Raw genomic sequence first — 22,164 nt, 5'->3', positions numbered from 1 at the left:
GTGGGTTGCATTTCAATCAGGCACTACCTGGCCCTGTGCCGCGCCCGGCAGGCCAGGTATGATACCCGTCTGCGGGTATCCCGGGTCATGGATCGCACGCGGTAGCGCCTGATTGACGCCCGGTATTCGGGATACCCCCTGATGGCAGAACACGAGGTACGCCGAAATGGCGCAAGGGGGATGGCCGTTGAGTGCCAGAAATTCCAGTAACCGCAAGCAGGCGAGTCAGCGCAGGACGCGTCATGACGAGCGTAATCGCAAATCAGCCGGACCGCGCGCACAAAAGGCGCGCGCCAGCGCTCGCCGCATGAGCGCCCGATTGCAGGGCGCTTCCAAGGAAGGCACCGTCATTTTGCTGCTGGTGGCCTGTCTATTCCTGCTGCTGGCCTTTTTCAGCTACGCACCCGATGATCCGAGCTGGTCGTACAGCGGTCCCGAGAAAAGTGTCTCGAACTGGATGGGGCCGGTGGGCGCCTGGCTTTCCGATGTTCTCTATTCACTGTTTGGTGCCAGCGCGCTCTGGTGGCCGGGTATCCTGGGATTCGGGGCCTGGCGATTGATGCGACTCAAGGAGGCCCATCTGGTCTGGGATCCGGTGGCGCTGGCCGTGCGTGGTGGTGGGATGCTGCTGGTGCTGGTGGCAACCTGCACCATCGGCGCCCTGCATTTTTACAGTCCCGAGAGCGATCTGCCCTATGGGGCCGGTGGCATTATCGGCGAGGGTGTTTCCAGTGGGCTGGGCGCCCTGGTGGGTATACATGGCACGACGCTGATTGCGCTCGGTCTGTTGCTGTGCGGTATTCCGCTTCTGACCGGCATGTCATGGCTGGCCATTATTGACGAGGTGGGGCGGACCGGTCTTCGTGGGATACTCTGGTTCAGCGTCATGGTGGGTAACACCAGTGAGCGTGTCGCGAAACGTCGTCGTCAGCAACGTGAAGAGCGTCGAGCGGAGCGTGCCGCTATCGCTGAAGAAGAGTTCGACTTTGGTGACGAGGATGAGCCGGTTGCCGAGGATGTTGACGAGGCGGCAGAAGAAAGGCCGGACCGCACTTCCCGTTGGCGATTCTGGCGGCGTGGAGAACGTCAGGCGGCTCGGCCGAACCTGGAAACAGCGAGTCCGTCGCAGCAGGATACGACGCCTGATGATCGAGATACCGAAGCGGCGCTCCAGTCGACCGAATCCACGGATAACACTATCCCCTGGGAGGTGCCGTCACAGACGCCATCTGCACGTCATCAGCGCATTGAACCGGGCTTTTCGTCGGTAACGGGCGCAACGACTGAAGAAGCCTCGGAAAAGGATTCTCCCCGTACGACTCGGCAGACTCCAGCTTCGGAGCAGCGGTCGGCGGACGATCATGAGTCGATCGCTTCACAGCCGGCTGCGTCTGCTTCTCAGATCCATGAGGAGGGGGAGGATACTTCCGTACAGGGACATGAGTTCGTCAGCCATGCCCGTGATGAGCACGCTCATGATTCGGCGATGGCCTCCTCATCCCGACACCGGGAAACATCGGAGGAGAGTGAACGGCCGGCAAGAGTGGATGTTACCCGGCGCCGTATTCCAGAGGTGATTCCTGATCCGATTGTGCCTGATGATGATGAGCCTCTGGCCTCATCACCTTCGGCGCAGGCGTCTTCAAGCCGATTTGAGCAGAGCGCCGAGCTGTCCGCTCGTGAGCATGACAAGGCTGAGGCTCCGGTATCTGCGCAACGCCCTGTACCGCCGCAGGCGCCGACAACCCATCAGCAACACTCTTATACGCAAAGCGCGTCGGATGAGCCAGCGACAGTTGCTTCAATGGGCTATCGTGCGGGCATGTATGCTTCTCGTGACGAGGATGATGAGCCGACCACCTCTTCTCCGCTGAGTGCACGCGATGAGGATGAGGAGGCGTCCATTCTGCCAAGTGCTCGCCCCGCAACCGAGCCACGGGATGAGCCAACGGAGGATGAGGTGCGCTCTCCTGCGCCGTCATCCCTGGAGCCCGAACAGGAGGCAGGGGGCGAAGCCGGTAATACACCAGTGAGCAATGCTGCCGATGAGACTGCGGCACGTGATCAGCATGCGCGTCCCCCGGGTTTGACAGCATGGTCCGATGATACGGAAACGTCTCATGCGAGTGCGGGTGTCGATCCTGAACCGGCAGCAGTGAATGAGATGCCGGAGGCACCGGCTGATAATGGCCCAACTCTTTGGACGGTAGAGCATCTTCAGAATCAGCGTCCTGAAAGCGATTCTCCTGAAGAGCCGATAGGGGCCATGCCGTCACTGTCGCTTTTAACTCCTCCCGATGATCATCAGCCCAATTACACTGATGAGCAGCTCGCCGAGATGGCGGAACTGCTGGAAGTGCGCTTGCGTGAGTATGGCGTCAAGGCTGAAGTGGTCGATACCTGGCCGGGGCCGGTGATCACCCGGTTCGAGATCAAGCCTGCGGCAGGCGTGAAGGTCTCGAAAATCAGTAATCTGGCCAAGGATCTGGCGCGTTCGCTGCTGGTCAAGAGCGTGCGTGTGGTTGAAGTGATCCCGGGGCGCCCCACCGTAGGGATCGAGATCCCCAATCCGAAGCGGGCGATGATTCGGCTGCGTGAGGTGTTTGATTCTGATGCCTATCAGAATGCCGAATCACCGGTGACGGTGGCGCTCGGGCAGGACATCGGCGGGAACCCTGTCGTGGCCAACCTCAACAAGATGCCGCACCTGCTGGTGGCGGGTACCACGGGCTCGGGCAAGTCGGTCGGGGTCAATGCCATGCTGATCTCGATGCTGCTCAAGGCCACGCCGGAAGATGTGCGCATGATCATGGTCGATCCAAAGATGCTGGAACTGTCCGTCTATGACGGTATTCCGCATCTGTTGGCGCCGGTGGTCACTGACATGAAGGAGGCGGCCAACGCGCTGCGCTGGTGTGTCGCCGAGATGGAACGACGCTACAAGCTGATGGCTGCCATGGGGGTGCGTAACCTGGCCGGTTTCAATGCCAAACTGGATGAGGCTGAACGAGCGGGCGCCCAGGTGGCCGATCCATTGTGGGAGCCACAGCCCTGGGAGATGCATCAGCAGCCGCCGGTGCTGGAAAAACTGCCCTATATCGTAGTGGTGATCGACGAGTTTGCTGACATGTTCATGATTGTCGGCAAGAAGGTCGAGGAGCTGATTGCCCGGCTGGCGCAGAAGGCGCGCGCTGCTGGGATTCACCTGATTCTGGCAACCCAGCGTCCTTCGGTCGATGTGGTGACTGGCCTCATCAAGGCCAACATTCCGACCCGCATGGCCTTCCAGGTCTCCTCGCGGGTGGATTCACGTACCATCCTCGATCAGGGCGGTGCCGAGAATCTGCTGGGGCATGGTGACATGCTCTATCTGCCGGCCGGCGCGGGTATGCCGACCCGTGTACATGGTGCCTTCGTTGACGATGACGAGGTCCACCGGGTGGTCGAGGATTGGAAGCGCCGCGGTACGCCCGAATATGTCGAGGAGATCCTGACCGGCGGGGTCAATGCCGAAGCTCTGACCGGACTTGAGGCGGAAGGCGGTGAAGGCGGTGATGCCGAGCAGGACGCGCTTTATGATGAGGCAGTCGCTTATGTCACCGAGTCCCGTCGGGCTTCCATTTCCGCAGTGCAGCGCCGCTTCAAGATTGGTTACAACCGCGCAGCCCGGCTGGTCGAGGCGATGGAGAGCGCCGGGGTGGTATCGTCCATGGGCAGTAATGGTCAGCGAGAAGTGATTGCGCCTCCGCCAAATCATTGATACTTGTCGACGCGCATGGTGGCCCGGCCAAGACGCCGGGCCGTGGAAAGTCAGGAATGAGGTTACAGGGATAGCGCATGTCATATAATCGTTGTCATCGTCGTGTATCGAGTATCGGGTCATTGCAGGGGATTCTATCAGGGCCGTTTTGCCGCTGGCTGATACCGCTGTTGATTGCCACTCTGGCGTCGTTGACCATGGCCCCCGGTGCCCGGGCGGCCAGTGATTCCTCGGTAACTCCGGCGCAGCGGCTTACCCACCTGCTGGAGCCACTGAAGACCTATTCGGCGAATTTCGAGCAGCAGGTGCTCAGTCAGGGAGGGCAGGGCGGCAGCATGCAGAACGCCAGCGGCCACATGTGGCTGTCGCGCCCCGGCCGTTTCCGCTGGGAGGTGAGCGACCCCTACAGCCAGACAGTGGTCTCCGATGGACAGAAGGTCTATCTCTATGATCCTGACCTGCAGCAGGTCACTATTCGGCCCCTGGACCAGCGGGTCACTCATACGCCGGCGTTGCTGCTTTCCGGGCGCGCGGATGAATTGACGAGCAGCTATAACGTGACGCGCCGGCAGCAGGGCACCACCGAGATCTTTACCCTCTCTCCGAAGACCAATGAAACCCTGTTCGAATCACTGGACATGACGTTCACTGGTGAACGGCTCACCGGCCTGGACCTGACCGATAGCACTGGCCAGGAAACACGCATCAGCTTCAGTGATATCAGTATCAATCCGCAGATCGATGACGGTCGATTTCAGTTCCAGATCCCTGAAGGGGCTGATGTCATTCGTGATCGTCGGGCTCACTGAGCGCCGGGCTCGCCGATCATGAGTGATCTGTTCGATAAGGATGCGCCGCCCGGTCAGCCGCTGGCGGCGCGTCTTCGTCCTCTCACCCTGCAGGATTACGTTGGCCAGACTCACCTCATTGGAGAGGGCAAACCTCTTCGTCGGGCACTGGAAAACGATCAGCTTTACTCAATGATCCTGTGGGGGCCACCGGGGGTAGGCAAGACCACACTGGCGCGCATGATGGCCGCGCAGACCCGGGCGCATTTTGCCACGCTATCGGCCGTTTCGGCTGGTGTGAAGGATATACGCAGCGCTGCCGAGCAGGCACAGCAGCGTCGCCAGTCCGGTATCCGGACACTGTTGTTCGTCGATGAAGTGCACCGTTTCAACAAGGCGCAGCAGGATGCCTTTTTGCCCTGGGTTGAAGAAGGCGTGTTCATTTTTGTTGGCGCGACTACCGAAAACCCCTCCTTTGAACTCAACAATGCCCTGTTGTCACGCGCTCGGGTACATGTGCTCAAGCCACTGACCCATGATGAGCTGCGTCAGGTGATTGACCGGGCTCTGATGGAGTCGGCTGGCCTGGGCGATATGGCACTGGACGTGCCCGAGACCATCCGCGACATGCTGGCGACTGCGGCCGATGGGGATGCTCGCCGGGCACTTAACCTGCTCGAAATTGCCGCTGACATGGCCTCAGCGACCAGTGAAGGAGAAGCTGCTCATATCGATGAGGCCGTTCTTGAGGATGTGCTGGGCGAAAGTACCCGCCGGCTCGATCGGGGGGGCGATCTTTTCTACGATCAGATATCCGCGCTGCACAAGTCGGTACGAGGCAGCGCACCGGATGCAGCATTGTACTGGTTCTGCCGCATGCTGGATGGCGGTGCCGACCCGTTGTATATCGCACGGCGTGTGGTGCGCATGGCCAGTGAAGAAATAGGCAACGCTGATCCCCGTGCGCTGACGCTCGCGCTCGAAGCATGGCAGGTCCAGGAGCGCCTGGGGACGCCGGAGGGAGAACTCGCCGTAGCGCAGGCCATTGTCTATATTGCCTGTGCGCCCAAGAGCAATGCGGTCTACAAGGCCTATAATGCAGCCAGACAACATGTGTCATCGACGGGCGCCCACGATGTGCCTGTACACTTGCGCAATGCACCAACGGCACTGATGAAGTCGATGGGGCATGGTCGCGAGTACCGCTACGCACATGATGAGCCGCATGCCTATGCAGCGGGAGAGGTCTACTTTCCCGAACCGCTGGCTGGAACACGCTATTATCATCCGGTTGATCGTGGGCTTGAAAAGCGCATTGCCGAAAAGCTCGACTGGCTGGCGTCACTGGATGCTGAAAACGGTCGCTCGCAGTGAATACCGAATCATGAATGCCGGGAATTGAGGCAGCAGTGAATGTTCGAATGGATTGGAGTTTCCTGGCAGTGGCTGACGACAAACGCCTCCCTGTTCAGTGCCATCTGCACCTTTGGCATGTTCGTGATCTGGTTCGTTTATCTTCAGTTGCTGCTTCACAATTTCCGCATGCAGCGCAAGCCTCAGATCATCATCAACCGGGGGCGGGGTCGGGATACTGACTCGCTCTGTCTGATCAGTAACATGAGCCAGGAAGCGGTTTTCGTCGAGACCATCTTCGCTCAGCTTGAAACCTCTGAAGGCGTCTGGTTCGGCGACATTACCGATGTTGTGGATAAGCAACACTCCGAAGGTGATCAGCGTCAGCAAAACAGTGACCAGACCGATACGCCCTACCCACTGAGTCGAATGACACGCCAGGGCCCCCTGAACAAGGGACAGTATATGGAAGGAGGCTCGTTTGGCAGTCTGATTCGGGAGGTAGCCGGCATGCATGATCTCGAACTTGACGATGACTGCAACGTCACCAACAGGGATATTACCCTGCAGGGTATCGAGATCCGACTGATTGCCATTTTCGGTTCGGAAAAGCGCCCGGTGGGGGCCCGTCGTCATTTTGAGCTCAAGAAGGATGATAATGGCCGGATCAGCGTGCTGCCCGGTCAGATCACGACCGAGCAGCTCAATACGCGACGTCAGCAGCTTGAGCTGAGGCGATGGCGTAGAATGCTGACCTGAAGCAGCAGTAGCTATTTGCCGGTGATACTTTCCATTACGTGAATATCGACCAAAGAATGAGTCGATGGCAATACAATGTCACATCACCGGGCTAGACTGGAATCTTCCAAGACGTCTTCCGGAGAAGCCGCCATGCTTGATATGTCTCAGCTTCGCCAGGATCACGCCAACATGGCGCGCCTGCTGCACGTCCTGCTACAACGACACCGAATGCTGGCCGAGGGAGAACGCCCCGATTTTCGCATGATGCGGGAGGTCCTCGACTATATTCTGGCCTATATGGACGAATATATCGTCCCACTTGAACGCTTGTGCTCCGAGCGCCTGGTGGAACGTGACAGTGAAAATGGTGCGCTGGTTTATGAGGCTGCCAACGTTTATCGAGCCCTCAAGGAGCGGCTGAGCCGGCTTAGCAACGATCTCGACATGATTCTGATGGATGCCATTGTGCCCATCAGCCAGTTCGCCGAGAGCCTGAAAGGCTATATCGATGCGCACCGGCACTATCTGCGTCTGGAGCGTGAACAGCTCTTTCCGCTGATCGAACGTCATTTCGACGATCAGGAATATCAGCATTTACGTGCTCTGCTCCCGGGCGAGGCCAGGGTGCGTCTTGAGCAACTACAGCAGGATTATCCTGATCTCTATGCCGAATTCAGGGAGGCGCAGATCGTCCTGCCCTGAGCAATTCGCTGCCATTCATTTGAACCCGACGGTCCGAGGCCACTGCAAAAGCTGCTCTGGCCCGTCGGGCTTCATGCCGGGAAAGTCTCAGTTATAGCCGCTCATAGGCATATCCCCGCATGCCATAAATAGCCAGAGTGGTCAGTGCGGCCGGTGCAATAGCGATTTCGCGATTGATGTCGTTATCCCCGATGCGCCAATGGCTTAACGCCTGACCGCAGACTTCGACCTTGACGCCCGCCTTCTTCAGCGCCGTGATCAATCCGGTATTGGGGTTATCCGTATCGAACCAGGCCCGATAGGTCTGGTCCGTTATGACACTGCGGGTAGCGGCACCATGAATGATGGCGACGAACTGCAGCTGTTCCGGCTTGACGCCGTGCGCCGCAAAAACGTTGATGGCTCTGGCAACCCGTTTGAGGCCGGGATTGAGTTGCGATGGACTGGAAGCGCCGCTGTCGACATCGAAAATGACCTTGTAGGTGCCATTGACAGCCGGCACATCTTCATTGTCATCGTCTCGGGGGACCACTCCACCATACTGGCTGATTGCCGGGTACTCCATTTCAAGTGGCGGATTGGGATCCTGCACCTCCTGAGCGGCAATCAGGCCGGCCAATAGCATTAAAAGGGCAGCACCGAAAAGTGCGATAAGCTTCCAGTGACGGGTTATTCCCATGGGGGTGGTCTCTTGTTTATGGCTGAAGGTCAAGGTGGGTCATTGAATGCGGGTCACAGGCACATGATGCGACCCGATCGGCTTCATTGGTATATATTACCAGGCCAGCAAGGGGCATGGGACCGTGACGTGGAACCTCATCAGGGCCATCCAGCGCCTGACAGTACCTGTCAGGTGGGAATATCATGCCCCCGGAGTGATATTATCGAACGATTTCAGAACCGTTCGTAGGCATAGCCCTTCTGACCGTACATGGCCAGTGTGACCAGGGAAGAAGGCGTGACATCGACCTGCTGATTGACCATTTCCTCGCTGATGTTGCGACGACTGAGTGCCTGCCCGCAGACCTCTACCTGTACGCCGGCCTTTTCCAGCGCAGCAATGATATCGGTATCGGGATTCTCTACACCAAATCGTTGCTGGTAGGCCTTTTCGGTCATGACGCTGCGGGTCGAACCACCATGCAGAATGGCCACGAAGTCGAGATGTTCGGGATCGACACCATGCGCGGCAAACACATTGACTGCTCGTGCCAGACGATCCAGCTGCGGGTTGAGCTTCGAAGTATCATCTCCGCCGTGAAAGACATCGAAGATCACATGATAGGTTTTGTCAGGATCGGGTTGGTTGGTGTTGTCATCGCTGCGCGGAATAACGCCGCCATAATGTTTGATCACCGGATGGACAGCATCGGCCGATGGGTCCCCGGTGTCATTCTGCGTTTGCTGTGCGACTGCAACCCCCATTGGAGTCATGGTCATTGCTGCCGCTATCAGGCCGGCAGCCGTGCGTTGGCCTTTCATTCCCATGGCGCGTCTCCCTGCATGATCAGAGTGTTAATCGTTTCATTCAAATGAACCAGGTCAGCAGCATCAAGAGTAGCAGCCACCAGCTCATCTCGGACGGTAGCGTAGGGAAAAAAGGACCAGTTCGTTATGCTGAAGTGAACATGAACAACACTTTATCAGCGAAGGGTGACCTGTGGCAGTTCAGCCATATGGGTCGTGAAACGTCCGGATCGACGGGCGCTGCGCATTTGCCAGTCGGCCTTGCTGGTGCGTGGCCCCAGGGTCAGAGCTGTGGCGCCATAGCGCTGGTTGATGTCATCCCACGTTTTCATCAGTTGTAAACGCTGACCCGATTCGCTGCCCTCGAACAGACTGGGCTGATGACCCTGTTGGGGTGAAAGCCCTTCCAGCATGACGGTAATTTTCTGATAACGCTGACCGGGTTGATAAAGGTGTTTCAGTAGCTGTTGTGCATAAAGGTTGAGGCGGACTGTATCGGCTGTCGGGAAGGGAAGCGTTAGCCAGTGACAGAGGCCATGGCGATGGCCGTTGCGTCCACGTGGTGTCCGGTCGAAAGGGCCCGGGGTCAGGCTGATTCCGATCAGGCTGGCCAGCTGGCCTTCACGGCGCAGCTTGACGCCGGCCCGTTCGCAATGAAAACGCAGTGCTTCTCCCAACTGCGCGGGGTTTGTCAGTACTCGCCCGAAAGAGCGCGAGCAACGGATGCTGTGGCGAGCGGCAAGCAGGCCATCCGGTGCCAGACAATCGTCGCCTTTCAACTCGCTGGCAGTGCGTGCCAATACGACATTGAAACGATGACGTAACCAGCCAGGAGAGGCATTACGCAGTTTGAAAGCCGTATCAATGCCCAGAGCCATCAGGCGGGCATTCAGCCGTCCGCCGATCCCCCATACTGCACCTGGTGGCATGTTTTGCAGCCACTGAATCAGGCCGGGATCATCGGCCTTGCGAAAGACCTGTATGTCGCTGTGATGGCGATTTCTTTGCTTTACGCAATGATTGGCCAGCTTGGCCAGGGTGCGTGTCGGCGCTATGCCGACCGAGACCGGAATACCAACCCGACGCTCCACGAGGCCGGCAAGTCGTTGGGCCAGGGGCTCGAGCGGTTTTGTGACGCCTTTCAGGTCGAGGAAATATTCATCGATGGAGTAGGGGTCGACTTCCGGGACTTCGGCGGCGAGCACTCGCTGGACCCGCTCGGAGAGATCTCCGTAGAGCGTGTAGTTCGATGAGCGCAGTACCAGTCCATGGTGTGCCAGCTCCGGTGGTAGCAGATGGGCAGGCGTCCCCATGGCGACACCGAGCGCCTTGAGCTCCTCGCTGCGTGCCACAATGCAGCCATCGTTGTTGGAGAGTACCCCTACCGGTTTGCCATATAAGGCGGGATCGAACAATCGCTCGCAAGCGACGTAGAAGTTATTGCAGTCTATCAGCGCATACATGGCCTGCCTCTTCTTTCAGATGCGGATCTCCGATCTTCGCTGATGTTCATCGAAATAACTGTGAATGTGGTGACGAACGATACCCCATAACCGCTCCTGTACATTCCCGGCGATGGGGAGATCGGCATAATGACCACCCGGGGCGCATAGCCACCATTGCTGCTGTCGGCACGTCAGCTGACGAAGGGTAAGTTCACCATCCAGTGCAATGACGACCAGGGCGCCATCGAACGGAAAGGCATCCCGCTCGACAGCGATAATGTCGTTATCGTGCCAGCCCTGCTCGGGTAAGGCGCCGCGGACGCGCATGAAGAATAGCGAAGCTGATTCGGCGCCGAACAGATCGCCATAGCCAAGTGGTGGCTCGCGAAACTCATCAGCGGGCGAGGGAAAACCGCTGGTAGTTCGGGTGTGCCGCAGGCAACCGTGGGTAGCGTTGGCAGGGGGTGCCCCCAGCAGTGTGATCTCCATGAAAGTCTCCAAAGGCAGGCAGGAACGGTGTTCTCCAAAATACTGTATTTAAATACAGTATTGAAGGCATCGTAGCGTATTGCACATCAGATGGCTCCTGTGTGCCCCGTTTATTGCTCGAAACGCCCGCAGGGGCCTGCTATCGCCTCAGAGGTGATTGATGGCATACCGACCAAAGTTTCGGTTGGCGAAAAGCGTCATGTGCCATAAATTGTATGACATCATACATAAGCAGCAGGACGATCTTGTGTCAGTGCCAGGACAGGAGTCTGCATGACGACGTTTCACGATGCCCCTCGCGTAACGAGCATGAAGGTGATACCGGTCGCCGGAGAGGACAGCATGCTGCTGAATATCGGCGGTGCTCATGGTCCCGTGTTTACTCGCAATCTGGTGATTCTGGAGGATAACGCCGGTCATGTGGGCGTTGGTGAGGCACCGGGAGGCGAGGTCATCGAACGTACCCTGCGTCATGCCATTGGTCGAGTAGAAGGACAATCGATCGCGCGGCTGAACCGTATCGTCAGCGAACTCCACCGAGGTCAGCAGGCAGCGGACTTTGAAGCCACCGGTGACGGTGCCTGGACATTCGAGCTACGGATCAATGCCGTGGCAGCGCTCGAATCCGCGTTGCTGGATCTGTTGGGGCAGTTCCTCGGGGTGCCTGTGGCCGAGCTGCTGGGAGAGGGGATGCAGCGTCGGGAGGTCGCGGTGCTGGGGTATCTTTTTTACCTCGGCGATCGACGTCAGACCGATCTGGACTATCGCTCAAGCGCTGAAGACGCACACGAGTGGTATCGAATTCGCAATGAACCGGCCCTGGATGCCGACGCCATATTACGGCTGGCTCAGGCAGCTCGTGATCGCTATGGATTCCGGGATTTCAAGCTCAAGGGTGGGGTGCTATCCGGTGAGCAGGAGATCGAAACCGTACAGGCGCTGGCCACCGCTTTCCCCGAGGCCCGCATTACGGTCGATCCCAACGGCGCGTGGCAACTGGATGAGGCCATCAAACTCTGCCGGGGGCTCGGCGATACCTTGGCCTATGCCGAGGATCCATGTCGCGCCGAGCAGGGATTCTCGGGGCGCGAGATCATGGCGGAGTTCAGGCGGGCCACCGGATTGCCGGTGGCGACCAACATGATTGCCACCAACTGGCGTGAGCTTGGCCACGCCGTCATGCAGGGCGCCATCGATATCCCGCTGGCCGATCCGCATTTCTGGACCCCGAGCGGTGCGGTACGTGTAGCGCAGCTGTGTAATGACTGGGGGCTGACATGGGGATGCCATTCCAACAATCACTTTGATATCTCGTTGGCCATGTTTGCTCATGTCGGTGCCGCAGCACCAGGGCGCCCGACGGCCATCGATACGCACTGGATCTGGCAGGAAGGTCAACGATTGACCCGTTCGCCGCTGGAAATTCGCGATGGCCGGATTGCCATTCCCGATATGCCGGGTTTGGGCATTGAACTTGATATGGCGGCCGTCGAACAGGCGCATCAGCGCTATCGCTCACTGCAGGGTGGACGACGCGATGATGCCAAAGCCATGCAGTATCTGATTCCGGGCTGGCGTTTTGATCCCGGGCGGCCGGCGATGGTGCGTTGATCCAGCGCCGACAGGATAAGTCACGGTTCGTGGCGAATACCCCGTCATGATTACTACCCAGGAGGCCTACATGCATTTCGATCATCAGCAACTGCGCGCAGCTCTCGGCGATGGTCTGCTCTCCTTTCCGATTACCGATTTCGATACAGCCGGCGAATTCGATGCGCCCTCCTATGAGGCACGTCTGGAGTGGCTCAGGCAGTATGAGGTGTCGGCTTTGTTTGTGGCAGGCGGTACCGGGGAATTCTTCTCACTGACCACAAGAGAAGTGGAAACCGTGGTGAATTCGGCGGTGCGTATCTGCGGTGGTCACCTGCCGATTCTGTCCAGTGCCGGTCGCAACGTGCGAGATGCCATCGAACAGGCGCGCATCGCTGAAGAGAAGGGCGCCGACGGGCTGCTGCTGATGCCGCCCTACCTGACCGAGTGTCCTCCTGAAGGGCTGGTCGATTATGTCACTCGTGTTTGTGCTTCCACAAAACTGGGTGTGGTGCTCTACAACCGTGCCAATGGTCAGCTCGATGCCGCTTCGGTACTGCGCCTGACGACCCAGTGTCCCAATCTGATTGGTTTCAAGGACGGTGTCGGCAACATCCAGGCACTCAATAGCATCATCAAGACGGTCGGTGATCGGCTGGTTTATATCGGGGGCGTGCCGACAGCAGAGATTTTTGCTGAAGCGTATATGGCAATTGGTGTGAATACCTACTCCTCGGCGGTCTTCAACTTCGTGCCGGAAGAAGCGTTGAAGTTCTATCGACTGTTGCGTGAAGGGCGCACTACCCAGGTGTCTCGGCTGGTCGAGAAATTCTTCGTGCCCTTTGTTGAACTGCGTGGTCACAAGCCCGGCTATGCGGTCAGTCTGATCAAGGCCGGTGCCGAATTGATTGGCCATCCCGGTGGCAGTGTGCGTACCCCCCTGGTGATGCCAACCGACGAGGAACGCGCAGAGCTGGAACGGCTGATCGGTATTTTCAGGCAATTGACGCAATAACACGGGCATCATGTGGCAGACGCATGGGGCATCACCTGGACCCCGCCCTGCACGGGAGGTGATACTGGCAGCTCGGGAACAGTCCAATTTCTTTTGAGCGGATGCCTTCATGACCTCGCTTGATTCGCAATTTACGCCGCCGCGGCGGCGTCAGAACCTGTCGGCCTATGTGGTCGGTGCGCTGGAAGAGATGATTCAGCGTGAGCAGCTCAAGGTTGGTGATCGGTTGCCCACGGAGAGTCAGCTGGGAGAGATGTTTGATGTCAGTCGCACGGTGGTACGCGAGGCTGTATCGCATCTCAAATCCCGCGGTCTGGTTGAAACCCGGCGAGGGATCGGGGCCTTCGTGATTCGCCGCCATGCCTCAACGTCTTTCATGACGGAAGGGTTGAGCCTGGAAACGGCCAGCGAGATCGTACAGGTTCTGGAGTTTCGGATTCCGATTGAAACCGAGGCGGCCGGGCTGGCGGCGCAGCGCCGCACTGAGCAGGACATCAGCGCACTCGAGGAGAATCTGGCACGCTTTGCGCGCAGTATCGGCGACCGACACCTGGCCAAGCAGGAGGATTTCGAGTTCCATCGCCTGATCGGTGCCGCCTGTCGCAATCATGTCTATCTGCGCTTCTACGACTTTTTCGGCGAAACCATGGTGCCGCGTTCGCACGTTGAAGACCTCGGGGCGCGTGATGAAATGATGCGTTACCTGGAGAATGTACTGGAAGAACATCGGGCGATTTATCGCGCCATTGTCGATTGCGAGCCTGACCGAGCCAGACAGGCAATGCAGGATCACCTGGGGCGCTCCTGGCGGCTCTACCACGGCCGACTGGAAACCCCCGGCGAATCCGACTGACTTCAGGTCGGTGACCAGCTGCCCCGAGGTGTCCTGGTGGATCGCTTCCTGTATGACGTCATTCATCGCATTCAGGCTCTGGCGCTTTCGACTACGACAGGATCGCCGAGCATACAGGAGGAAGTGTGATGACTCGCCTCATCGAATCCGACCGTCAGCAGGCGCCGTTGATCCTTCGCATCAACGAGCGTGACAATGTGGCCATTGTGGCCAACGATGGTGGGCTGCCCGCTGGTACCGCGCTGGACAATGGTCTGCAATTGACCGAATGGGTGCCCCAGGGGCACAAGGTGGCCCTGCAGGACATTGCCATTGAAGAGTCGATCATCCGCTATGGCGTAGCCATCGGTTATGCCCGCCAGCCACTGGCTCAGGGCTGCTGGGTGCATGAAGGCGTCATGGAAATGCCGGCATCGCCCACTCTGGATAACCTGCCGATGGCGACGGCGGTGCTGCCCGAGCAATCTCCACTGGAAGGCCATACTTTCATGGGGTATCGCAACGCCGATGGCAGCACGGGTACTCGTAATATTCTCGGGATTACCACGACCGTGCAGTGCGTGGCCAGCGTGCTGGAACACGCCGTGGAGCGTATTCGCCGCGAGGTGCTGGCGGAGTACCCCAACGTTGATGATGTGGTCGCACTGAACCATACCTACGGTTGTGGCGTGGCCATTGATGCACCGGATGCGCCGATCCCCATTCGTACCGTTCGTAATCTCGCTCGTAATCCCAATCTTGGCGGACAAACCATGGTCGTCAGTCTGGGATGCGAAAAGCTCCAGCCCGATCGGCTGCTGAGTGGAGAGGGTTTCGAGCAGAGCGATGCCGAGCAATGGGTGGTGCGTCTGCAGGAACATGAGGGATTCGGCGAGATGCTTGATGCCATTGTGGCGATGGCTCGCCAGAAACTCGCTGTACTCAATGAGCGTCGACGAGAGCCATGCCCGTTGTCGGGGCTGGTGGTCGGGGTACAGTGTGGTGGCAGTGATGCCTTTTCCGGGGTGACTGCCAACCCGGCGATCGGCCATGCCACTGATCTGCTGGTGCGGGCGGGGGCTACGGTGCTGTTTTCCGAGGTCACTGAAGTGCGCGATGGCATCCATCTGCTCACGGCCCGCGCTGCCAATCACGAAGTAGCGCAACAACTGATCGATCAGATGGCCTGGTATGATCATTACCTTGCGGGTGGCGGTGTCGATCGCAGTGCCAATACCACACCGGGCAACAAGCGCGGTGGTCTCTCCAACATTGTCGAGAAGGCGCTGGGCTCGATCGTCAAATCAGGTACCCGCCCGATCAGCGGGGTTGTACCACCCGGGGAACGGGTAAAGGTCCAGGGGTTGAATTTTGCCGCCACGCCTGCCAGCGATTTCATCTGTGGCACGCTGCAGCTGGCTGCCGGCATGAATATCCATATGTTTTCGACCGGACGCGGTACGCCTTACGGCCTGGCCATGGCACCGGTGCTCAAGGTGGCCACGCGTAATGCTCTGGCGCAGAGCTGGCACGACCTGATGGATATCAACGCCGGTCAGGTAGCGATGGGAGAGGCCAGTATCGAGGAAGTAGGGCAGCAGATGTTCGAAGCCATCATCGCGACTGCCAGTGGGAAGCCGACCTGGACCGAGCGCTGGGGGCTGAAAAACGATCTGGCACTCTTCAATCCGGCCCCGGTGACCTGAAGACGACGCCGCAACCACGGGCGTTGTCGGTTCAGTCGGACGTTGACGACGGTTACACTACGTGCTTCCTGCCAGTCCATTGTGGAGTAGCGTTACCGTGAGTGTTCCCGTCGTCGAGCCCGATCGATATCCCGAGCAGCTCGAGGCCAAGCGTCAGCGCATCGTTGAGCAGTTTGCCCGCTTCGATGCCCCCGCACCCGAGGTGTTTGCTTCACCTGCCAGCCACTATCGCCAGCGCTGCGAATTCCGGCTCTGGCATGACGGCGATGACCTCCATCACGCCATGTTTGAAGTCGATCCGGCCGATCCGAAGCAGAAAACGGTGATTCGACTGACGCAGTACCCGGTCGCCAGTCGTCGGATCAATGAGCTGATGCCACAGCTGATCGAGGCCGTGCGGGATAATCCGATACTGCGGCACCGACTCTTCCAGGTGGAATATCTCACCACGTTGACGGGCGAGGCGCTGATCACGCTGATTTATCACCGCCGACTCGATGAGCGCTGGGACGAAGAGGCCCGCGCACTGGAGCAACAGCTGGATGCTGCCATTATCGGCCGTGCACGCAAGCAGCGCCGGGTCCTGACCCGGGATCATGTCACCGAGCACCTCGAAGTGGACGGGCAGGTCTTCCACTATCAGCAGGTGGAGAACAGTTTCACTCAACCCAATGCCGAAATCGCGCGTTCGATGCTGCATTGGGCACGCGAGGTGACCCGGGCCAGACACGGGGGGCGGCGTTCACGGGACCTGGTTGAGCTCTATTGCGGTAATGGTCACTTCACCATCGCACTGGCGGAAAATTTCCGGCGCGTGGCGGCGACCGAAATATCTCGCACGTCGGTCGCTTCGGCGCAGGTCAATCTGGCGAGCAATGCGATCGATAATGCAGTCGTGGTACGGATGTCGAGCGAGGAGTTCGGCGCAGCGCTGGATGGCGAGAAAGAGGGTAACCGGGTCAATGAGCTGGCACTGACGGAGCATGACTTTGCCACCGTACTGGTCGATCCACCCCGTGCCGGCCTGGACGAAGCAAGCTGCGCACGTATTGCCCGTTTCGACGAGATTGTCTACATCTCCTGCAATCCGGCGACCCTGGCGGCCAATCTCGAGCAGCTCACGCAAACTCATACCGTTGAGCGACTGGCCCTGTTTGATCAGTTCCCCTGGACCGATCATTGCGAGTGTGGTGTGCTGCTGCGTCGACGCGGGGATCAGGCAACCGCGCCAGCTCATGCCGGATGCTCATGACCAATAACGGATCGAGCAACCCATTATGGACCGTCCCCTCTCCTGGGCTAAGCTGGGCGCAGTATCCAACATGATGTGATCGGCGCCATCCAGGGTCGCGTGACGCAAGCAGGGAGGAGTGTAGATCGATGCAAAAAGTCGCATCCGAGAGTCGCAACGAATTCTTCGAAGCTCTCGAAAAGCAGTTTCGGCAGCGTCTGCCGGCCGAACGGGCCGAACAGGTCATTGCTTTCGCCAGACATTATTATGCTACGGCATCGTTCGATGATCTGGCCGAGCGCCAGCCTGACGACATCTATGGAGCGACCCTGTCGACCTGGCACTTTCTGCAGCAGCGTGAATCGCTCGATCAACCGAAGGTTCGGGTCTTCAACCCCGACTTCGAGGAGCATGGCTGGCAGTCTACCCACACTATTGTTGAAGTGCTGGGACGCGACATGGCCTTTGTGGTGGATTCCATCCGCATCGAGCTCAATCGTCGCAATATTACGGTGCATGCCATTCACAACGCGGTTTTCGCCGTAGAGCGCAACGAGCAGCTTGAGCTGCAGCGGCTGACTGCCCCCAATGCCGAGGATGCGCCGGAAGCGCGGGAGTCGGTGGTATACATCGAAATCGATCGGCATACCGATAGTGAAACCCTGGGGTCGCTGGCCGAGAGCTTGCGCGAGGTGCTGGGAGAAGTGCGCACTGCGGTGGGCGATCTCGAACCGATGCGGGAACAGGTACGCGAAGCGATCAGTGAACTGCGCCAGCACCGTCCCGCCTCGATCGAGCAGCGTGATGTCGACGAAGCCTGCGCCTTTCTCGACTGGCTACTGGATGAGCATTTCACCTTCCTGGGGTTCGAGGAGTATCGCGTCGACGAACAGGATGGCCAGCCGCAGCTCGAGCGTTGCGTCAACTCCGAACTGGGGGTGCTCAGGCTCGATCTGCCACGTTATAACGAACGCCCGGACCGTCTGCCCAGCATGGCGGAAAACAACGGCGAGTATGTGCTGGTTCCCGAGCTGATCTCCTTTGCCAAAAGTGCTTTTCACGCGCGGGTACATCGGCCGGCCTACCCGGATTACATTATCGTCGAGCGCTTCGACGAAAGCGGGCGGGTGATTGGCGAACGTCGCTTCCTCGGCCTCTATACCCTGTCGATCTACAATGAGACACCGCGCAACATACCGGTACTGCGACGCAAGATCGCGACGGTCATGACCAGCGCCAATGTGGATCCCAAGGGGCACAACGGCAAACAGCTGATGCAGATTCTCGAGGTTTATCCGCGCGAGGATCTCTTCCAGATGGGGACCGATGAGCTGCGTCGCACTGCGATGGGCATCCTCGGCATTCGTGAACGGCGTCGGGTCAGAGTGTTCATTCGTGAGGATCGCTCAGGCAAGTTCTATTCCTGCCTGGTGTTTGTGCCGCGCGATGTCTTTTCCACCGACCTGCGAGTGCGCATTCAGAATCTGCTCTGCGAAGAGCTCGATGCCACCTTTGGCGACTTCAATACCTATCTCTCGGAGTCGGTACTGGCGCGTATTCAGCTGATTCTGCGTTTCAATGGCGATGAGCCGGTTGAACGCGACGACCGGCGAATCGAACGCAAGGTGATCGAGCTGGCACGCAGCTGGCGTGATGCGCTTCATGAAGCCATGGTTGAAGGCTTCGGCGAAGAGTCCGCCAATCAGTTGATGATTCACTATCGCGATGCCTTCCCCGGCAGCTACCGCGACGAGTTTTCGCCTCGTACGGCGGTTCACGACATTGCCTACATCCAGAAGGTGGAAGCCGGTACACCTTTGGGTATCAGCCTCTATCGCCAGGTCGAGAATCGCAGCAACTTCAAGCTCAAGCTGTTTCATGGCGGGGCTCCCATCCCGCTCTCGGATGTGCTCCCACTGCTGGAGAACATGGGGCTGCGCGTGCTGGGCGAGCGACCCTTCGAAATCGAACGCAGTGACCGCTCCTACTGGATCCACGACTTTGATGTGGAATATCCGGGTCATTCCGGTATCGATCTGCCTCGGATGCGCGATGACTTCATCGAAGCCTTCACGCGCATCTGGACCGGTGAAGCCGAAAGCGACACCTTCAATCGCCTGGTTATTGCCGCTCGCCTGGACTGGCATGAAGTGGCGATGCTGCGTGCCTATGCCCGCTATCTCAAGCAGGTACGGTTCGGACTGTCGCAGCAGTACATCGCCGATACCCTGACCGCCTATCCGGATATCACCCGGGCGCTGGTTACGCTGTTCCGACAGCGCTTCAATCCGGAAGAGGCTGCCGATGAGACACGTCAGGGCGAAACCCGTGAAGCGATCGAGGCCCAGCTCGAGGAAGTCACCAGCCTTAATGATGATCGCCTGATTCGGCGTTATATCGAGCTGATCGAAGCGACTCTGCGGACCAACTTCTTCCAGACCAACGAGGATGGCACACCGCGCGATTACCTCTCGTTCAAGCTGGCGACCCGGCAGCTCAGCGATGTCCCGCGGCCTCGGCCGATGTACGAGGTGTTCGTCTGCTCGCCGCGCATGGAAGGGGTACATCTGCGCAATGCGAAGGTTGCCCGCGGCGGTATTCGCTGGTCGGATCGCTTCGAGGATTTCCGTACCGAAATTCTCGGCCTGGTGAAGGCCCAGCAGGTCAAGAACTCGGTGATCGTACCGCTGGGTGCCAAGGGTGGTTTCATCTGCAAGCGCTTGCCTGATACCGGTGATCGCGACGCCATTCAGCAGGAAGGCATTGCCTGCTATCAGACGCTGATTCGCGGCATGCTGGATCTGACCGATAACCTTGTCGAGAAGGAAGTGGTACCGCCGCGTGATGTGGTGCGTCGCGATGACGATGATCCCTATCTGGTTGTCGCGGCGGACAAGGGCACGGCGACTTTCTCGGATATTGCCAATGCGCTGGCTCACGAGTATCACTTCTGGCTCGGCGACGCCTTCGCTTCCGGTGGCCAGCATGGGTATGACCACAAGGCGATGGCGATCACCGCCAGAGGCGCCTGGGAGTCGGTGAAGCGCCATTTCCGGGAAATCGGCATCAATACCCAGCAGGATCGCTTCACCGTGCTGGGCATTGGCGATATGGCCGGTGATGTTTTCGGTAACGGCATGCTGCTGTCGGAAAAAATTGCGCTGGTGGCTGCGTTTAACCACCGCCACATCTTCATCGACCCCAATCCCGATGAAGCTGCCTCGTTCGCCGAGCGTCAACGGGTCTTCAACCTGAAGCGTTCAAGCTGGGCGGATTACGATACCAGCATCATCAGTGAGGGCGGGGGTGTCTTCTCGCGTGATGCCAAATCGATCAGCCTAACGCCGCAGATGAAAGAGTGCTTCGGTATCAGTGCCAACCGACTTTCACCCGCGGAACTGATTCATGCGCTTTTGGGTGCCAGTGTCGATCTGATCTGGAACGGTGGTATCGGAACCTATATCAAGGCATCGAGCGAGAGCCATGCCGATGTCGGTGACAAGGCCAACGACAATCTGCGTATCGATGGCTGCAACCTGCGTGCTCGTGTAATTGGTGAGGGGGGCAATCTCGGAGTCACTCAGCTGGGGCGCCGTGAAGCAGCCGATCAGGGGGTTCGGGTCAATACCGACTTCATCGATAATGCCGGTGGCGTCAATTGCTCCGACCATGAGGTCAACATCAAGATCCTGCTGGATGATGTGGTAGCGCGTGGCGACATGACCGAGAAGCAGCGCAATGAACTGCTCTCGCAGATGACCGATGAAGTGGCCGATCTGGTCATCGATGATAATTATCGTCAGACCCAGGCATTGTCACTGTCGCGGCGTTTGTCGAGGGACAACATGGGGCCCTATCGGCGTTTCGCGCGGGATCTCGAAGAGATCGGCATGCTGGATAGAGAGCTGGAAGCGCTGCCTGACGATCAGACCCTGGCGGAACGGCAACGCAATGGTGAGGGATTGACGCATCCCGAGCTGGCGGTGCTGATCTCCTATGCCAAGATCGATCTCAAGAGTACCCTGGCAGATACCGAGCTGCTTGAAGATGACTATATCCAGCAGCATGTCGAGCGTGCTTTCCCGGCAACGCTGTTGGATCGTTATCGCGATGAGGCGTATCGCCATCGTCTCAAATCACAGATTGTGGCGACCCAGCTGGCCGGCGATGTGGTCGATCACATGGGCATTCCGTTTGTACGTCGACTGATGGATGTCGGAGGTGCCAGCAGTGCCGATGTGGTGCGTGCCTATGTCATCGCCAGGGATAGCTTCAGCCTGCCGAGCCTGTGGCGCGATATCGAAGCGCTCGACTATCAGGTCGACAGTGACGTGCAGTACGACATGATGCTGTCACTGGTACGCCTGGTACGCCGTGCAACCCGTTATTTTCTGCGTCAGACCGGCAGCCATGGTGTGCGCGATACCATCGAGCACTTTTCCTCACGGCTCAGTCAGTTGCAGGAAAGCATCGGTGAGCGGTTGCGTGGTGGTGCCCGCGAGCAGTGGGAAAAGCTGCGTGATGAATATATCGAGGCCGGGGTACCGGAGCAGCTGGCCAGCCAGGTAGCGGCAACCGATAGCCTCTATGCCGGGCTCGGCATCATCGAGACGGCACGCCACGATAATGAGAAGCTCGAGCGAGTGGCGGATACCTATTTCGCCATCGGTGAGCGACTGCAGCTGCCCTGGATGCTCGATCAGATCAATCGTCTTGAAGTCCATGACAATTGGGAGGCTCAGGCGCGCGAGGCATTACGTGACGATCTCGATCGGCAGCAGCTCACCCTGACCTCCAGTGTGTTGCGTCTGGAATCGGCGCCTCTTGAGGTGGATGAGCGGGTCGAGCACTGGCTCGAAGCGCATCGCAGCCGCATCAACCGCTGGCGCGATCTGCTCGAGGAGGTGCATTCGGGGAGTCAGACCGGTTATGCCCTGTTTACCGTAGCTGTACGAGCGCTCGGGGAGCTGGCTGAAAGCCAGAATTGAGCGCCGTGCTCTGCAGGCAAGCCGGAAACGCCGTCCTTCGGGACGGCGTTTTTTTTC

Annotated in this window: 15 protein-coding genes; 11 read left to right on the top strand and 4 right to left on the bottom strand. The window is 58.7% G+C overall.

Annotated elements, in window-relative coordinates; genetic code table 11:
* Positions 1–307: 307 nt before the first annotated feature.
* The 5 genes from FY550_RS11010 (at position 308) to FY550_RS10990 (ending at position 7,344) form a co-directional block, all read left to right on the top strand.
* Positions 308–3,760 (top strand): DNA translocase FtsK, encoded by a 3,453-nt coding sequence (locus FY550_RS11010; protein WP_325062986.1) that lies wholly within the window; start codon positions 308–310, stop codon positions 3,758–3,760.
* A gap of 77 nt (positions 3,761–3,837) precedes the next feature.
* Positions 3,838–4,569 carry an outer membrane lipoprotein chaperone LolA gene (lolA, locus tag FY550_RS11005; protein WP_084388130.1) on the top strand — a complete coding sequence of 244 codons (732 nt, stop codon included), beginning with the start codon at positions 3,838–3,840 and terminating at the stop codon, positions 4,567–4,569.
* A gap of 18 nt (positions 4,570–4,587) precedes the next feature.
* Positions 4,588–5,922 carry a replication-associated recombination protein A gene (locus tag FY550_RS11000; RefSeq protein ID WP_070979004.1) on the top strand — a complete coding sequence of 445 codons (1,335 nt, stop codon included), beginning with the start codon at positions 4,588–4,590 and terminating at the stop codon, positions 5,920–5,922.
* Positions 5,923–5,961: 39 nt separating this feature from the next.
* Positions 5,962–6,660 carry a hypothetical protein gene (locus FY550_RS10995; RefSeq protein ID WP_070979001.1) on the top strand — a complete coding sequence of 233 codons (699 nt, stop codon included), beginning with the start codon at positions 5,962–5,964 and terminating at the stop codon, positions 6,658–6,660.
* 132 nt (positions 6,661–6,792) lie between these two features.
* Positions 6,793–7,344 (top strand): hemerythrin domain-containing protein, encoded by a 552-nt coding sequence (locus FY550_RS10990; protein ID WP_070978999.1) that lies wholly within the window; start codon positions 6,793–6,795, stop codon positions 7,342–7,344.
* A 91-nt stretch (positions 7,345–7,435) separates the two neighbouring features.
* Here the strand turns inward: FY550_RS10990 and FY550_RS10985 are convergent, their stop codons facing one another.
* The 4 genes from FY550_RS10985 to FY550_RS10970 all read right to left on the bottom strand — a co-directional run bounded on the left by FY550_RS10985 (position 7,436) and on the right by FY550_RS10970 (position 10,745).
* Complete coding sequence (locus FY550_RS10985; RefSeq protein ID WP_149054530.1) at positions 7,436–8,023, bottom strand: DsrE family protein; 588 nt, start codon at positions 8,021–8,023, stop codon at positions 7,436–7,438.
* 215 nt (positions 8,024–8,238) lie between these two features.
* Positions 8,239–8,832, bottom strand: coding sequence for a DsrE family protein (locus FY550_RS10980; RefSeq protein ID WP_084388128.1), 594 nt, complete (start codon positions 8,830–8,832; stop codon positions 8,239–8,241).
* A 155-nt stretch (positions 8,833–8,987) separates the two neighbouring features.
* A complete protein-coding gene (locus FY550_RS10975; RefSeq protein WP_149054529.1) occupies positions 8,988–10,274 on the bottom strand; it encodes a Y-family DNA polymerase in 1,287 nt (428 codons plus the stop codon).
* A gap of 15 nt (positions 10,275–10,289) precedes the next feature.
* Positions 10,290–10,745 carry a LexA family protein gene (locus FY550_RS10970; RefSeq protein WP_070978997.1) on the bottom strand — a complete coding sequence of 152 codons (456 nt, stop codon included), beginning with the start codon at positions 10,743–10,745 and terminating at the stop codon, positions 10,290–10,292.
* Positions 10,746–11,018: 273 nt separating this feature from the next.
* Here FY550_RS10970 and FY550_RS10965 point away from each other — a divergent pair, with 273 nt between their 5' ends.
* The 6 genes from FY550_RS10965 to FY550_RS10940 all read left to right on the top strand — a co-directional run bounded on the left by FY550_RS10965 (position 11,019) and on the right by FY550_RS10940 (position 22,107).
* Positions 11,019–12,356 carry an enolase C-terminal domain-like protein gene (locus FY550_RS10965; RefSeq protein ID WP_070978994.1) on the top strand — a complete coding sequence of 446 codons (1,338 nt, stop codon included), beginning with the start codon at positions 11,019–11,021 and terminating at the stop codon, positions 12,354–12,356.
* 70 nt (positions 12,357–12,426) lie between these two features.
* Positions 12,427–13,350: a 5-dehydro-4-deoxyglucarate dehydratase gene (kdgD, locus tag FY550_RS10960; RefSeq protein WP_070978992.1), complete on the top strand. Its 924-nt coding sequence runs from the start codon at positions 12,427–12,429 to the stop codon at positions 13,348–13,350.
* Positions 13,351–13,459: 109 nt separating this feature from the next.
* Positions 13,460–14,203: a FadR/GntR family transcriptional regulator gene (locus FY550_RS10955; RefSeq protein WP_070978990.1), complete on the top strand. Its 744-nt coding sequence runs from the start codon at positions 13,460–13,462 to the stop codon at positions 14,201–14,203.
* A gap of 128 nt (positions 14,204–14,331) precedes the next feature.
* Complete coding sequence (gene garD / locus FY550_RS10950) at positions 14,332–15,888, top strand: galactarate dehydratase (RefSeq protein ID WP_070978988.1); 1,557 nt, start codon at positions 14,332–14,334, stop codon at positions 15,886–15,888.
* A gap of 97 nt (positions 15,889–15,985) precedes the next feature.
* Positions 15,986–17,140: a tRNA (uridine(54)-C5)-methyltransferase TrmA gene (gene trmA / locus FY550_RS10945; RefSeq protein WP_070978986.1), complete on the top strand. Its 1,155-nt coding sequence runs from the start codon at positions 15,986–15,988 to the stop codon at positions 17,138–17,140.
* Positions 17,141–17,268: 128 nt separating this feature from the next.
* On the top strand, positions 17,269–22,107 hold the full coding sequence (locus tag FY550_RS10940) for an NAD-glutamate dehydrogenase (RefSeq protein ID WP_070978985.1): 4,839 nt from the start codon (positions 17,269–17,271) through the stop codon (positions 22,105–22,107).
* The last annotated feature ends 57 nt before the right edge of the window (positions 22,108–22,164 follow it).

This window comes from Kushneria phosphatilytica, assembly GCF_008247605.1.
Classification (GTDB): domain Bacteria; phylum Pseudomonadota; class Gammaproteobacteria; order Pseudomonadales; family Halomonadaceae; genus Kushneria; species Kushneria phosphatilytica.
The sequence above is the reverse complement of the archived record's forward strand: the minus strand, read 5'-3'. Positions and strand labels throughout refer to the sequence as shown.